This window comes from Trueperella bernardiae, assembly GCF_030246965.1.
Lineage (GTDB): Bacteria > Actinomycetota > Actinomycetes > Actinomycetales > Actinomycetaceae > Trueperella > Trueperella bernardiae.
In genome coordinates this window covers 1,817,466-1,832,282 of the sequence record NZ_CP127099.1, presented here as the reverse complement: position 1 = coordinate 1,832,282, position 14,817 = coordinate 1,817,466, and the positions used below count along the sequence as shown (strand labels likewise).

General features: G+C 67.3%; 14 protein-coding genes and 1 tRNA gene. 3 read left to right on the top strand and 12 right to left on the bottom strand.

Annotation, left to right across the window (positions count from 1 at the left end; translation table 11 throughout):
• Positions 1-401: 401 nt before the first annotated feature.
• Positions 402-1,649 (bottom strand): molybdopterin molybdotransferase MoeA, encoded by a 1,248-nt coding sequence (locus tag QPC17_RS08420; protein ID WP_285321190.1) that lies wholly within the window; start codon positions 1,647-1,649, stop codon positions 402-404.
• Positions 1,649-2,146, bottom strand: a complete 498-nt coding sequence (moaC, locus tag QPC17_RS08415) for a cyclic pyranopterin monophosphate synthase MoaC (RefSeq protein ID WP_285347225.1) — start codon at positions 2,144-2,146, stop codon at positions 1,649-1,651. The genes QPC17_RS08420 and moaC overlap by 1 nt, the downstream gene beginning before the upstream one ends.
• Positions 2,147-2,233: 87 nt before the next feature.
• On the opposite strand from moaC, the gene QPC17_RS08410 reads away from it, so the two are divergent.
• Entirely contained in the window at positions 2,234-2,656 is a 423-nt protein-coding gene (locus tag QPC17_RS08410) for a molybdenum cofactor biosynthesis protein MoaE (protein WP_062613017.1), read from the top strand.
• 107 nt (positions 2,657-2,763) lie between these two features.
• Here the strand turns inward: QPC17_RS08410 and moaA are convergent, their stop codons facing one another.
• The 5 genes from moaA to QPC17_RS08385 all read right to left on the bottom strand — a co-directional run bounded on the left by moaA (position 2,764) and on the right by QPC17_RS08385 (position 9,352).
• Positions 2,764-3,801, bottom strand: a complete 1,038-nt coding sequence (gene moaA, locus QPC17_RS08405; protein ID WP_285347224.1) for a GTP 3',8-cyclase MoaA — start codon at positions 3,799-3,801, stop codon at positions 2,764-2,766.
• 203 nt (positions 3,802-4,004) lie between these two features.
• Positions 4,005-5,243 (bottom strand): alpha-amylase family glycosyl hydrolase, encoded by a 1,239-nt coding sequence (locus tag QPC17_RS08400; RefSeq protein WP_062613019.1) that lies wholly within the window; start codon positions 5,241-5,243, stop codon positions 4,005-4,007.
• 294 nt (positions 5,244-5,537) lie between these two features.
• Positions 5,538-5,614: transfer RNA gene (locus QPC17_RS08395), tRNA-Pro, on the bottom strand.
• 53 nt (positions 5,615-5,667) lie between these two features.
• Positions 5,668-6,831 carry a metallophosphoesterase gene (locus tag QPC17_RS08390; protein ID WP_285347223.1) on the bottom strand — a complete coding sequence of 388 codons (1,164 nt, stop codon included), beginning with the start codon at positions 6,829-6,831 and terminating at the stop codon, positions 5,668-5,670.
• Positions 6,832-6,895: 64 nt separating this feature from the next.
• The gene (locus QPC17_RS08385; protein ID WP_070445810.1) at positions 6,896-9,352 is read right to left on the bottom strand and encodes a penicillin-binding protein; all 2,457 of its coding nucleotides are present in this window, start codon (positions 9,350-9,352) and stop codon (positions 6,896-6,898) included.
• A 225-nt stretch (positions 9,353-9,577) separates the two neighbouring features.
• Between QPC17_RS08385 and QPC17_RS08380 the strand changes: the two genes are divergently transcribed.
• Positions 9,578-9,916, top strand: coding sequence for a WhiB family transcriptional regulator (locus QPC17_RS08380; protein ID WP_062613026.1), 339 nt, complete (start codon positions 9,578-9,580; stop codon positions 9,914-9,916).
• Positions 9,917-10,042: 126 nt separating this feature from the next.
• Here the strand turns inward: QPC17_RS08380 and QPC17_RS08375 are convergent, their stop codons facing one another.
• From QPC17_RS08375 to QPC17_RS08365, 3 genes are all read right to left on the bottom strand, one after another.
• Entirely contained in the window at positions 10,043-10,498 is a 456-nt protein-coding gene (locus tag QPC17_RS08375) for a RidA family protein (protein WP_062613028.1), read from the bottom strand.
• Entirely contained in the window at positions 10,495-10,650 is a 156-nt protein-coding gene (gene sp36 / locus QPC17_RS08370; RefSeq protein WP_162839027.1) for a Sp36 family protein, read from the bottom strand. Before sp36 ends, QPC17_RS08375 begins: the two co-directional genes overlap by 4 nt.
• Positions 10,651-10,810: 160 nt before the next feature.
• Entirely contained in the window at positions 10,811-11,488 is a 678-nt protein-coding gene (locus QPC17_RS08365) for a Crp/Fnr family transcriptional regulator (RefSeq protein ID WP_062613030.1), read from the bottom strand.
• A gap of 191 nt (positions 11,489-11,679) precedes the next feature.
• Here QPC17_RS08365 and nth point away from each other — a divergent pair, with 191 nt between their 5' ends.
• Complete coding sequence (gene nth, locus QPC17_RS08360; RefSeq protein WP_210382938.1) at positions 11,680-12,315, top strand: endonuclease III; 636 nt, start codon at positions 11,680-11,682, stop codon at positions 12,313-12,315.
• Between the two features lie 219 nt (positions 12,316-12,534).
• Here nth and QPC17_RS08355 read toward each other — a convergent pair whose 3' ends face one another.
• Both QPC17_RS08355 and QPC17_RS08350 read right to left on the bottom strand, forming a co-directional pair.
• Entirely contained in the window at positions 12,535-13,446 is a 912-nt protein-coding gene (locus QPC17_RS08355) for an alpha/beta fold hydrolase (RefSeq protein WP_101923718.1), read from the bottom strand.
• Positions 13,446-14,702 (bottom strand): hypothetical protein, encoded by a 1,257-nt coding sequence (locus tag QPC17_RS08350; RefSeq protein ID WP_285347222.1) that lies wholly within the window; start codon positions 14,700-14,702, stop codon positions 13,446-13,448. The genes QPC17_RS08355 and QPC17_RS08350 overlap by 1 nt, the downstream gene beginning before the upstream one ends.
• Positions 14,703-14,817 lie beyond the last annotated feature (115 nt).

The following is a 14,817-nucleotide window of genomic DNA, read 5'->3' as shown; positions in this document are numbered from 1 at the left end:
AATCGTCCAAAATATTTCAATCCACCCTGGTGTCGAGGCCGGTTTTGGTGCCGAGGCCGGCCCCAACCTATTGGGGCGAAACCTGCCGGCGCCGATAATTTGCCGGCGGGCGCTTGTTTTTCTGCCTGCCCCAACCCTATTCACACCAGTCACAATTGCCCCAATTGTCACCGCCCAGATTGGGGTGTGACGGAGAGGTGGTCCCTTCGCGGGACGATTTCGGCCGTATCTTCGTATATACGAAGATGAAGCTCAAATCGTCCCGCGAACGGCGTCCGGCGAGGATTGCCGGGTGGAAGTCCGGTGCCGACCACTGATCGCCGTAACTAACTGGTGAATCTGGGCTTGAAAAGGCCGGTTGTGCGCACGAAACCGCTCAGACTCACCAGTTAGCAACGTTCCTATAATTGAATGACCTGGAGGAGGTCCCCTGGCCGGACCTCCTCTTTGTCTGCCGGCACCACGGCCAGCACCTCGGCGTGGTGCAACGCGGCCACCAGGTGCGAGCCCGAGCCCCGTTCGTGCACGGGCACCACAACGTCCGGGTCGCCCGGAACCACGCGCGCGGGCAGGTACTGGCGCCGACCGGCGGGGGTGGTCCAGCCAGCGCCGGCCGGTAGCATCCGGGCGGGGTGCTCGGCGTGACCAAGGAGGCGGGCGAGGTAGGGCCGCACGAACAGGGCGAAGGACACCGCCACGGAGACGGGGTTGCCGGGCAGGCAGATGACGGGCACGCCACCCGGGCTGCGCCCGTGGCCCTGCGGCTTACCGGGCTGCATCGCCACTTTCTCGAAGGTCCAGCCGTGGGCGAGGCCGTATTCCTTGACGGGGTCGAACGCGCCCATGGACACGCCGCCGGAGGTGACGATGAGGTCGACGTCGGTGGGCAGTGCCGCGCCGAAGGCTTCGGCCGTGTCCGCCACCGTGAGGACCTCCGTGGGCTCCCCGCCCGCCTCGCGCACGAGCATCGCCAGCAGCGTGGAGTTGGAGTCGGGGATCATGCCCGGCCCGAGCGGCTCGCCCGGGCGCGCCAGTTCCGATCCGGTGGCGACGACGCCGACGCGCGGCCTGCGCACCACCCCCACCTGCCCGTAGCCGATCGCAGCGAGTGCGGACAGCGAGCGGGCGCCGAGAATCGTGCCCGCCGGGATGGCAGGAGAGCCGGCGGTGAGGTCCTCGCCGGCGCAGCGGATGTTGAGGCCCGGTCGCGGGGCGGCCGTGATCCGCACGGTTGCCGGGAGTTCGGAGGCACCCGCGGGGGCATCGGTGTCCTCGACCTTGACCACGGTGTCGGCCCACGGCGGCACGGGTGCGCCGGTCATGATGCGGGCGGCGGACGGACGTGCGCCTGCCGCCCCGGCTCCACCCAGTTCGGCCGGGCCCAGCTCATCGCCCACAGTCCCCGCCGCGATCTCCGACACCACCGCGAACTCCCAGGGCCCCTCGCCCGCAAAATCCCCCACCCGCACGGCGAAACCGTCCATCGCGGAGTTGTCGAAGGGCGGGACGGAGAGCAGGGCGTCGGCGTCGTCGGCGAGGGTGCGCCCCAGCGCATCGGCCAGGCGCACGCTCTCGGACGCCAGCCGCTGCGGGCGGAAGGCGGAGAGGAGGGACGCGAGGTACGCCTCGGGTGTCGTGAGCGCGCCCATCAGGCCTCCACGGAACGGTCGGATTCGAATCCGGGCCGCTCCCACGTGCCCGAACGCCCGCCGGACTTGGCGGTAATCAACAGGTCGGTGATGGCGGCGGAGCGGTCCACGCCCTTGACCATGTCCACCACCGCGAGCGCCGCCACCGACGTCGCGGTCAGCGCCTCCATCTCCACGCCGGTGCGGTCGGCGGTGCGGACGGTGGTGCGGATGAGCACGTGGTCGACCTCGAGCGTGAGGTCCACCTGCGCGCCGTGCACGCCGATCGTGTGGGCAAGGGGGAGGAGGTCGGGCACGCGCTTGGCGGCCGCGATCCCGGCCACGCGGGCCACGGCCAGCACGTCGCCCTTGGGCACGGTGCCGTCCCGGAGCGCGGCCATGACCTCGGCCGAGCACGTGACCTTCGCCTGCGCGTTCGCCGCGCGAACGGTCGGCTGCTTGCCCGTCACGTCGACCATGCGGGCCTCTCCGGCGGAATTGAGGTGGGTGAGCTTCATGAATGTCCTTTCTGGGCGGGCCTCGGTGGGCGCGCCACCACCACACCATGCTAGTGTTTGCGGGTCGCAACAATAGGGAGGACGCACATGGACCGCATCGGCCTCACCGGCGTGCAAGACACCCCACTTGACACCGCCGCCATCGCCGACTCAATCCGCAACGATGCCGCCGGCGCACTCGTGGTCTTCGAAGGGATCGTGCGCAATCACGACGCCGGCCGCGGGGTGACCGGCATCGAGTACAGTTGCCACCCGAGCGCGGCTGAGGTGGTGGCCGACGTCGCCGCCGAGGTGGCCGAGCGGCACCCGGAGTGCCGGGTGGCCGTGGTGCACCGGGTGGGCGAGCTCGCCATCGGGGAGCTCGCGATGGTTGCGGTGGTGGCTAGCCCGCACCGCAGCGCCTCGTTCGCAGCGATCTCAGACGTGGTGGACACGATCAAGGACAAGCTGCCCGTGTGGAAGCGCCAGCTCTTCACCGACGGCACCGACGAGTGGGTGGGCTCGGCGTAGTCGGGAACCCCGGCGCAACTCGTGAACCTGAGACCTGCCAGGCCCATATAGAACCGGTAGCCGGTATATTCACGTGTTCTGTCGAGCGCCCCGTTCGGACGGGCTGCTTAGCCGCCGATTTCTGACATGTAGCGCTCGGGCTGGATGAAACCCGGGTCGTCGATCCCGTGGCCGGGCTTCTTCTCCCACATGGCGTCGGCCCACAGCCGGGCGAGTTTGGAGTCGTCGGCGCCGGAGCGCATCGGGCCGCGCAGGTCGGTCTCGGTGCGGGAGAAGAGGCAGTTGCGGATCTGGCCGTCGGCAGTGAGGCGCGTGCGGTCGCAATCCGCGCAGAACGGCTTCGTCACCGACGCAATCACGCCCACGCTCCCACCCGGGTGATCCGCTCCCGGGGCCACATTCCACAGCTTCGCGGGCGCCGACGGGTCGGCGGTCTCGGCCGGCGTTAGCTCGAACTCCTCGCCCAGGTAGTCGAGGATCTCGTCCTGCGGCACCATATTCGCCCGCGACCACGTCTCACGCGGCCCAAGCGGCATGTGCTCAATAATGCGCAACTGGGCCCCGACGCGCAGAGAGTAGCGCAGCAAGTCGCGCAGACCGGCGTCGTTGACATCCCGTATCGCCACCGCGTTGATTCTCACGGGCGTGAGCCCCGCGTCGAAAGCGGCCTGGATCCCGGCGAACACGGAGGCCAGGCGGTCACGGTGGGAAATGTGCCGGTAGACATCCGGGTCCACCGAATCCATCGACACATTCACCCGGTCCAGCCCCGCCTCCGCAAGCGCCGCGGCCCGCTTGTCCAAGCCGAGCGCGTTCGTGGTGAGGGACAGGCCAGGCCGCGCGCCCGACGTCGTGCGCAAACTCGCGCCAAACGCCACCAAGTCCTCGAGGGACCTGCGCAGAAGCGGCTCGCCGCCCGTAAAGCGGATCTCCTCAATGCCAAGCATCTCCACACCGATCCGCATGAGGCGCATGACCTCGGCGTCGGTCAGCGTCCGCTCCGTGGGTAACCAGTCCAAGCCCTCGGGCGGCATGCAATACGAACAGCGAAGGTTACAGCGGTCCGTGAGCGAAATGCGCAAATCACGCGCCACGCGACCCCACTGGTCACGTAACTGTAGTGTTTCGGCAGTGGCCTCACTCATGAACATCCTCGCCTCGGTGTCTTACTGAACAGCCACGTTACGGGGTGGGACCGAATTGTTCAACACCAAGCTGTGCGAAAACGTGCACGGGCAAAACCGCAGGTGAGAAGGTGTGGGGGGGCGGATCGGGGTCGGGAAGAAAAAACCAGACTTAGGGCGTAGATAGACAAGGAAAGCGCCGGGCTCGAGGAGGGCGTGTTCGCCTAGCCGGCGTAGGTGACGGTGTCGCCGTCGTCGAACGCCAACGTGATCGAGGGTGCCGTAAGGTCGATCGTCACCGTGAGCGAGCCCTCGCCGAGGTTGCCGGGGCAGCCGGCGTTGCCTGGGCGCGAGGTGACGCGGTAGGAGAGGCGCTCGTTGGCTTTGTCCAGGACCTCGACGCGCGCGTCGACCAGCCACGGGTGCCGGCGCCGCGCGGCCACCAGCTCCTGGTAGTGCCGGTACATCCACCAACCGAACTCGCTCAGCTCCTCCGGGGAGGCCGGCAGGGGTGGGCGGATCTGATCGTCGGAGGAGGCGCCCTCGCCTTTCATCCCACGGAACGCCTGCTCATCGCCCTGGTAGATCGATGGGATGCCCGGCAGCGAAAAGAGGATCGCGGCAGCAATGGCGGCGCCGTCGTCGTCGAGGGTGGAGGCGATGCGGTCGACGTCGTGATTGCCCACAAAAATCTGCAGGCGGTGGTCAGCCGAGAAGGCGTCGTGGCGCTCGAGCGCGTGGGCGAGCTCCCACAGATTGCGGTCCTTGAGCGACGACCAGATGCCCTTCCACAGCTCGTACTGCGTGGCGGAGTCGAGGTGGCCGGCGTCGATGAGGCGCAGGTAGTCGCCGTGGATGATCTCGCCCACGAAGACAGCGTGCGGGAAGCGGGCGCGGACGCGGTCCGTGACGCGGGCCCAGAAGTCGGTGGGAACCGAGTAGGCGACGTCGAGACGCCAGCCCGCAATCCCGCGCTCGAGCCAGAACTCCATGGCTTCCACGACCAGGTCCTCGGTGGCGGGGTTGGCGTGGTCGAGCTCGGCCAAGTCCAGGTGGCCTTCCCAATGCTGGGGGTAGCCGTCGTCGGCGACGATAACCGGGGAGGGCTGGCCGTCCAGGGCCGCGAGCGTGAGCGGGTGGCGCACGCCCACGTGGTTGAACACGCCGTCGAGGATGATGTGCAAGCCGCGGGCGCGGCATTCGGCCACCAACCAGTCGAAATCCTCGTTCGAGCCCAGGCGCGGGTCAATGCGCAGGTGGTTCGTGGTGTCGTAGCCGTGCGTGGTCGACTCAAACAGCGGGCCGAACAGGATGCCATTGCAACCCAACTGCGCGACGTAATCCAGCCAGGGGCCGAGCTTGCGCAGCCGGTGCTCCTCGCCCGTGTCCCGCCAATCTTCGCGGATCGGGGCGCCCAGGGCGCCAAGCGGATAGACCTGCCACCAGATCGCGTGTTCCAGCACTTTTGCTCCTTTGTTTGGTCCCTCAAGGCTACCGCGTGGGGGGTGGGTGCGGGGGCGGTTTGGATAGAGGCCCGGGCGTGGTGGCCGACAGAAGTCGTGAATATACCGGCTGGCGATTGCTATGGGGCCTGGTGGGTCTGAGGTCCACGAGTTGTGTCGGGGGTGGCGGGTACCGGGCGGGTATCGGGGACCGCGCCGGCGCCGGTGGTCGGGGTCGCCGGCACTGCTGGTGGAGGCCGGGGACTCCTGGGCGGGCATGAAAAACGGGTGAACCCTCACGGTTCACCCGAATTCTGGTCGGGGTGGCGGGATTTGAACCCACGGCCTCTTCGTCCCGAACGAAGCGCGCTACCAAGCTGCGCCACACCCCGATATCTTGCGACTCAATAAATAGTAGCCGCTACACCCCCGAATTCGAAATCGCTCACGGCAGTGCGCGCGAATTCACACCCGCAGGCTGGGCGGCCACCGGCACGACGTCCAACAAGATCGCCTCCGGCGGGCAGAACGTGCGTAGCGGCATGTAGGTGGCCGACCCAATCCCGGCCGACACCTGCACCCACGCCCCGCCAGCCTCCTCCTTCGCGATCGCAGCGCCGTCGCCCTTGATCGGCTCCTCGGAGTCGGGGAAGCGGGGCCAGTCGAACAGGCCGGAGGCGAGCGACGGGTCGAGGTCACAGTTCGACACCAGCGCCCGATGCGGCGGCAGACACACCTGCCCGCCATGCGTGTGACCTGCGAAAATGAGCGAACACCCGTCCGCGACCATCTGATTGAGCACCCGCTGATAGGGCGCGTGCGCCACGCCGATCCGCATCCGGGGTTGTTCGCCCACGACGGCATCGCCTAGCTTCCCGACGCTGTCCCCCGGGTTGGTGGCTGGCTTTCCAGAGTTGCCCGTCGGCGAGGCCGGGCGGGTTTTGCCGGCTGAGATGGCTGTGCCGGCTGCGCCGGCGGACCTGGCAGTGCCCGCAAAATCTCCAGCGGCGGGCCCATCGACGGGATCTGGGAAGCGGTCGAGGTGTATGTGCGGGTCGTCCACGCCCACGAATTCGAGATCCCACCCGGCCACTGACATCTGGGCGCGCGCGTTCGTCAGGTCCGCCCACCCGCGCGCCTTGAACTCGGCGCGCATGTCCCGCCACGGCAGGGGTCGGCGATCGGGCTGGCCCTTCTTCGCCCCGCGGTTGGACGGCCCGCCCAGGTAGGCGAGCGGATTCTTGAACGTGGGCGCCACGTAGTCGTTCGAACCGAACACGAACACGCCGGGCACCTCCAGCAACTCGTCGAGCGCGGCGAGGACCGGGGCGACGGCGTCGGGTTCGGCGATCATGTCGCCCGTCAGCACCACCAGGTCCGGTGAGGTCTCCGCGAGGTCGCGGATGAAGCGCAGGCGCTTGGTGTGCCGAGCGAGGGTGTGGGCGTCAGAGATGTGCAAGATGCGCAGCGGACGCGCCTGCCCGGGGAGCAACAGCGAACGACGCCGCAACACGTAGCTGTGCGAATGCACCAGCCCATAGACGCCGGCACCCAGGCCAGCCGCTATTAGCCCGCCGCCACCTGCCAGCACGGCATGAGAAGTTCGCATGTATGCCTCCTAGTCGGGCGGGCGGCCCACCGGGCCGCCCGCCATCACGTCCACCGCGTTGAAATTAGTTTCCGCCTGAAATCCAGATCTCGATCCGGCTACCCGGCGTCGCCTCCTGCCCAGGGGCAGGACTCTGCCGAAGGACGGTCCCCGCGGGCTGGCTCGAGGATTCGGTTCGAGTCACGTACCCGTATCCGGCGGCAAGCGTCGCGGATTGCGCGGCTTCCTGAGTCATCCCCAGCAACGACGGGGCGGGGTTTGCCGCCGTGTCACCAGCCGGCTCCGTGGTCTCCTTTGCCGCTTCCTTTGTCTCTTCCTTTTCTTCCGACTCCTCGAGCTTCGTGCGCGGCACGCGGATCGTGGTCGGATCGGCGGTGGGCTTGGCGAACTGTTGGATAGGTTCGCTGGCGAGCGCGGCGTCCATGTAGCTCTTGAACGTCATCGCCGGGTACAGGCCGCCGTAGACCTCGCGGTGGTAGACCCCGTTGATCACCGAGTGGAACATTGAGATGTAGCCTTCGTGGTGACCCTGCCACACGGCGGAGGCGAGCTGAGGGGTGTAGCCGACGAACCAGGCATGGTAGTCCTCGTTCGCAGTACCGGTCTTGCCGGCGGCCGGGCGCCCGCCCGCCAGCTGGGCGCGCTCACCCGTGGCATCGCTCTTGACCACCTGGGCCAGCGTGGAGGTGGTCCGCCGCGCGAGCTCCTTGTCAATGACCTGGCGGCACTGCGGCTGCCGGTCCGACAGCACGTTGCCGTTCGAATCCTCAATGAGCGTGTAGGACTGCGGTTCGCACCGGTTGCCGTCAGCGGCCAGGGTAGCCATGGCCACCGCCATCGACAGCGGGGTGACCGGGTTCGAGCCGATAATCGCAGCCGGGTTCGGCATGAGCGGCAGGGGCTCGCCCAGCTCGTAGGGCAGACTGAGGTTGGCAATCTGCGCTGTCTCCGCGTCCCCATCCATGGCCACGCGTCCGCGCTCCACGCCCAGGTTGCTGGCCATGTCCATGATGTTGCACAGGTCGAGCTGGTTGGCCATCTGCCCGTAGGCCGGGTTGACCGATTGCTTGGTGGCCGTCAGCACGCTCATCATGCCCGTGCCGACGCCGTCAAGCGTGCCGGGCCCCCACGCCTCGCCGGGCCGCGCGCCGGGCGCGCACCGGATCTTCCAGGAGTTAGGCGCGAACTTCTGCGGCGTGCCATTGACCCGCTCCAGCGTGCCGTGCCCCTCCTTCAGCCACTCGACGAGGGTGAAAATCTTGAACGTCGATCCGGCCTGGAATCCCGATCCGCCGCCCATGTTCATGCCCGCGTTGAGGTTGAGCGTCATGTCATCCGGCGATTCGGGGGTGGGGTTGCCAAAGTTCGTGTTCTGCGCCATCGCGCGGATGTGGCCGGTTCCAGGCTCCACCGACGACAGCGCCATGTTGATGGACGATTCGTCACCCACCGGCACCGAGCCCACCACCGCGTCATACGCGGCCTGCTGTTCAGCCGGATTGATCGTGGTGTGAATGACGATGCCACCACGGTAGAGGGCCGCGATGCGCTCCTCGCGTGTCTCGCCTAGCGCCGGATCGTTCAGCACGTCCTTCACCACATACTCGCAGAAGTAGGCCGAAATTCCGGCCTCCGCGCACCCGTTGGGCACCGAGGTGACGTTCAGCATTTCCTCCACCGGCACGGCTACCGCGGCCTCAAAGTCCTCACGCGAAATCATGTCGAGCTTGTACATCTGGCCCAGCACCACGTCCCGACGCTTCTTCGCCTCCTCCGGGTTCGTGACCGGATTCCACTTGCCGGGCGCCTGCGTGATGCCGGCGATCATCGCGGCCTGCGGCAGCGACACGTCCTTCGCCGAGATGCCGTAGAAGTAGCGCGAGGCCGCCTCCACGCCCCACTGCGACGGGCCGAACTGGGCCAGATTGAGGTAGCCCGTGAGGATCTCATCCTTCGTCAGCTTATTCTCCACCGCGATCGCGTAGCGCGCCTCGTTCAGCTTGCGGGAAATCGAACGCTCGGTGGCCGACGCAATGAGCGTGGAATCGCCGAGGATTCGCCCCTCTTCGATGATCGCGTTCTTCACGTACTGCTGTGTGATCGTGGATCCGCCCGCGAGCCGCCCGCCCGTGAAGTTATTGAACGCCGCGCCGATGAGACCCTGGGCGTCAATGCCGTTGTGCGTGTAGAAGCGCTCGTCCTCAATCGCGACCACCGCCTGCTTAATCAGCGGCGAAATCTGGTCGGATGCCACTACGATCCGGTTCTCCGCGTAGAACGTGGCCAGGTGCGAGCCGTCCGCCGCCAAGATAACGGACTGCTCGGACGGCTTGGTGAAGTCAATATCCGTGGGCAGGTCATCAAACACCCGAGTGCCCGCGTTAGCAACCGTGCCCGTGGTGGCCACTATAGGTAGCGCCGCGGCGGCAAGAATCCCACCGCCGACACCGGTGAGCAAAAAGAAGCTGAGCAGGGCGACGATGATCTGTCGGATGGTCATCTTTCGGCCAGAACTACGCATGTTTCAACAATAGTGGTTGCCACCGACAAAGTTGCGTGAATTGGGGCATGCCAAGGGCGGATGTGGCCCGTTTATCTCCGGTGTTCTGCGCTCTGAACAGGGTGAACGCCGCGTCCGCGGACCGGCCGGATGTGATTTTATCGGAGCAGTTGGGTAACATGTTGGTGAGTGACCGCAGTCACGCCAGTTCGGGAGCAAGGGCGCTTTCGGTGAAGGGATAGGTAAATGACGCAGGTATATGAGGATCAGACGTGGGCAGTGCGCGCGATCTGCGCAAACACTGATCCGGATTCGCTCTTCGTGAGGGGCTCTGCGCAAGCCGACGCCCGTCAAATGTGCTTCTCCTGCCCGGTCCGCATCGAGTGCCTGGCCGACGCCCTCGATTCGCAGATGTCCTTCGGCGTCTGGGGCGGCATGACCGAACGCGAGCGCCGCGCCCTCGTCCGCCGCTTCCCCCACATCACCGACTGGTGGGATTACCTCACCGAATCCAACGACGCCGTCGCGATCGAGCTTCGCGCGGGTCGCATTCCGCGCCTCTCGCGGCGTCCGGCAGCGCGCTGACACCCCGCCCTGCCCGTAGCTCGGCCGGCAACAATAATTCGCGGGCCGGATCGAGCCACATCGGCGCATATGTGCAGATGTGGCTCACATCGTCCCGGAAGTATTCGATTGAGCTTGGTGCCCGGCCTACTTGGCGATGAAGGTGACTTCCACTTCCACCGGCGCATCCAGCGGCAACACCGCAACTCCCACGGCGGAGCGGGTGTGCGCGCCGCCGTCGCCGAAGATCTTGCCCAGCAGCTCGGAGGCGCCGTTGATGACGCCGGGCTGACCAAAGAAGCCCGGGTCGGAGGCAACGAAGCCGGTCACGTGCGACACACTCACCAGGTGATCCACCCCGCCGGCAGCGGACGCCGCCGCCGCGAGCGCGTTGAGCGCGCACTGTTTCGCCAGGTCGTAGGCCTGCTCGGCCGACACCGCCTGGCCTACCTTGCCCGTCACCAGCTCACCCTTGACGAAAGGGAGCTGGCCGGAGGTGCGCACCTCGTTGCCGACACGCCGAGCCGGGATGTAGGCCGCAACTGGGGCGGCGACGTCGGGAAGCTCCAGGCCGAGCTCAGCCAGCGCCTGCGCGATGCTCACTCGACCGGCCTCTTCATGTAGGCCACGGGGTTCGTGCCGTTCGGGCCGGGGATAACCGTGACAAGCTCGTAGCCGTCCTTCCCCCACGTATCAAGAATCTGCTTCGTGTTGTGCATCAAGAGCGGTACAGTGACGTATTCCCAAGTAGTCATGGCTCCAGCGTAATGAGACGGGCGGGCCCCGGCAAGGCATTCGATTGGGGGTGCTCTACCCGTTAAAGGCAATTGGACGATGTCGGGGCCATCTGCGTAAAGGAGCAGATAGCCCCGACATCGTCCAGCTAAGCGAAATGCCCGAGCCGCCGGGCGGCGACTAGTGGGCGCGGCGCTGCAGGCGCCCCACCTGGATGAGCAGCACGGCCCGGCCCTCGAGGCGGATCCAGCCGCGGGCCGTGAAGTCCGCCAGCGACTTATTCACCGTCTCGCGCGACGCCCCCACGAGGTGCGCCAGCTCCTCTTGGGTCAGATCGTGGGCCACGTAGATGCCCTCGGGCGTGCGTTCGCCAAAGCGCTCGGCCAGGTCAAGCAGGGCCTTGGCCACGCGTCCGGGCACGTCGGAGAACACGAGGTCGGCCATCTGGTCGTTCGTGTTGCGCAGGCGGGTGGCGAGCTCGCGCAACATGGCCTTGGCCATCTTCGGGTGCTCGTCAATGTAGTTCATCATGTCCTTGTGGGACAGGTAAAGGAACTTTGACGGCGCAATCACCGTGACCGTGGAGGACCGCGCGCCCAGATCAAACAGTGAGAGCTCGCCAATGATCTCGCCCGGGCCGAGGATCGCGATGAGGTTCTCACGCCCGTCGTCGGAGGTGTGGGACAGCTTCACCTTGCCTTCGACAATGACGTAGAGCCGATCGCCCGCGTCACCCTCGTGGAACAGGGACTCGCCACGCTTGAGGCTGGTCTCTGACATGAGGGCCATGAGGGAGTCGCGCTCGTCGTCGCCAAGCTCCTTGAAGAGTTCAACGTTGGCAAGGATGTTCGATTCCATCCGCTTACCTTTCTACTTAAGTTTACTGAGGTCTTCGTGACCATGCCGGTGGGCGGTTGGGGCCGCGCGGCGGGTCGGGCTTGTGTCCGAGGTCATACACACTACATCTTGCCATGCTAGCGCGCTATTCGCACGGTGTATACGGGGGTTTGTCGCGCTAATCTGGTCTTACGCCGCCGATGGAGGTTGACATGATGGAACCCGGCTCGCCCGAGCAGGTCACGGAAATCCTGGGGCGCCTTGCCGCCCTCTATCCCGACGCCGCCTGCGAACTTGACTTCACCACCCCCTTCGAACTGCTGGTTGCCACGATTCTCTCGGCCCAGACCACCGACGTGCGGGTCAACCAGGTGACCCCCGAACTATTCGCCCGCTTCCCCGGCCCGGAGGCCCTGGCCGGCGCCAGTATCCCCGAGCTGGAGGAGATCCTGCGCCCGCTCGGCTTCTTTCGGGCCAAGGCCAAGTCGCTTTCGCGCCTGGGCGGGGCGTTGCTCGAGGCCCACGACGGCGTCGTGCCTGGAACGCTAGAAGAACTGGTGAGGTTGCCGGGGGTGGGGCGGAAGACGGCGAACGTGGTGCTCGGCAACGCCTTCGGCGTGCCCGGGATTACGGTGGACACGCACGTGGGCCGGCTGACCCGGCGATGGGGGTGGACGCAGCAGACCGACGCCGTCAAAGCCGAGCGCGAGCTGATGGAGATCATGCCGCGCGAGGACTGGACCATGGATTGCCACCGCATCATCTTCCACGGGCGGCGGGTGTGCCACGCCCGCCGCCCGGAGTGTGGGGCGTGTGCGCTGGCGGACATCTGCCCGTCGGCAGAATAGGGCCCAGCCGCCGGGTCGGTAGAGTAACCGGGCAAACGTCAGGACTCTGAGAGTTTTCGTCGGCAAAAGAGGCCGTTTTGGCCTCAGGGTCCTGACAATTGACGGGGCGCCGCCGAGCCAATCGGGCAAAACGGAACAACCGCCCCTGGCTAAGCCGAGCAATTCTTGACAAATCGGACATTGCGGCCCGCCGGTGCGCCGATCCCACCCGGAAAGCAGCTACTCGAGCCCCTGAAGGAAGTCCAGTAGCAGGCGCGTGGTGGTCTCGGGCTGTTCCTCGGCCACGAAATGCCCGGCCCCGGCCACTCGCACCTTGTGGTACGGCCCGGTGGAGAACTCGAGGTCCTTATCCCAGGCGCGGTCGGGGAGGAGGGGGTCGGCCTCGCCCCGGATCGCGAGCACGGGGATGTGCACGGAGTTCGCGGAGGCGCGCAGGTAGGTGCGCCCGGTGGCGCTGCGCTGCGAGTTCCACGTCCACCGCAGCTGGTTGATGGCGATCTTCGCCGCGCCGGGCAGTTGCAGGGCCTGGGTGTAGATGTCGGACTGGCTGGAGGCGCCGTTGTTGCCGGAGGCGGACCACTCGGTGAGCAGTGCTCGCACCACGGACTCCTTGGCCAGGTTGCGCCCTGAAATGGGGGTGAGCGCGAAGGTGAGCACGTGCCGCCACGTCCGCAACGTGACATGCATGCCCAGCCGGTGGAGGGTGCGCGGGTGCGGGGAGGAAATGGTGACGAGCCCGGCGAAGAGGTCCTGCTCCATTGACACCGCGCTCCACGCCAGCGCCCCGCCGCGCCCATGCCCGACGACGACCGCCCTGCGCGCCCCGAGCGCCCGCACGATCGCCACGAGGTCGGAGGCGAGGGTGAGCCCGTCTTCGGAGTCGGGGGTCTTATCGGAGCCGCCGATCCCGCGCTGGTCAATGGCTACCACGTGGTAGCCGGCGGCGTGCAGTGGCTCGATCTGGTTGCGCCACGCCCACCAATACTGGGGAAACCCGTGGACGAGCAGTACGAGCGGCTTGTCGGGGTTGTGGGAGCCGGCGATCGCGGCGTGGAACTGGGCGCCGTTGGCGCGGATGTATTCGTGGCGCCAGGGGCCGGGGAGGGTGATGCAGGTGGTGTCGGCGGGCATTAGGAATCGCGAAGGAGTAGGTTGCGGCGGGTGACGGTGGTGCCGAAGGCCTGGCCGCGGCGTCGTGCGCCGTGCGAGACGATGCCCGTGAGCAGCAGCAGCGCGCCGAAGACGGCGATGCGGCCGGTGGCGAGGTCGTTGCCGAGGTGGTAGACGACGTTGCCGGTAAATGCGTTGTAGCCGCCGATCGCGTTCGACAGCTGCTCCACCACGTCCTGTGCGAACTTCGGGGCGCCGAGCGCGCCGGCCCCCGCGAGCAGGACGAGCGTGCCGATCACGTTCGCGCCCAACGACGACGCCCGGGCCATCCACCAAATAATTCCCGCGACGACGACGCCGCCCGCCAGCTCCAGCAACGGCATGAGCTGCGGGGAGCCGGTCATCCACGGGTTGTCGGGGACGATCGCGAGGCGAGCCCCGGCGTCGGCGATGAGGTACCAGGCCGCGGGCACAAGCAGCAGGGTGAGTAGGAGGGCGCCGGTGTGGGTGAGGCCGCGGCCCTTGGGGGCGTCGGGGATTCTGTCGGCGAGGACGGTGTCGCCCGGGTCGGCGGACCAGCGCTCGCGGCGCTCTTCGGCGTCGGCGGAGCTGGCGGCGGTCATGAACGCCGGCGCGGCGGGGGAGTCCAGGGTGGGCTGCTCGACGGCGGTGTCCGGGCTGGCCGGGGAGCTCGCGTATGGTTCGTAGGAATCGCCGAAGGTGGCCGCGCTCATGACGGAGGTGCGCGTGGGGCCGCGCGGGGCGTCGTGGGTGGAGGATGCGGGATCGTCGGAGGTTTCGGAGCTCAGCGGGCCGAAGCCGCGGGGGCTGGAATCGGAGTCGGTGCTGGCGGGCGAGTCGGCGCGGGCCGGGCCATCAGCTCGGCCCTCAGTGGAATCGGCGGCCAGGCCCTCGGCCCAGCCCTCGGCGGGCGTGGCATCCTTGGCGGGCGCCCCACCCTCAGTCGGCTCAGCGCCCTTGGCCGGCGCATCAGACGACCAGCCGTTCCCCTCGTCGCGACCAGGTGCCAGCGGGTCCGCCTCCCATGTCCCCTCGGTGCCGGCCTCGTTGTGCGCGGGGAACTCGGGCTCCACCGACCCGGTGAAGCGGTGCGGCAGGCCGTCGTTGGCGAAGCTGCCCAGTGTGGGTTCGGCCTTGCCGGGCTCGGCGGCGGGTGCGGGGGCGGCGGCGCGGTCGTCGAGCGGCTCGAGGATCGAATCCTCGTCGTCGAAGGGCCGGCGCGAGTTGGAGTTGTAGGGGTCGGTAGGCGTTGACACGTTGTTCTCCTTCTACTTCTTGCTCCAGCGTAACGACAAAGAGCGGCGATAAGCCAGAACTTGTCGGCGTGCCTGTGTGGAAAACGCAAAACTATCCACAGTTGCGCCGCCGGGG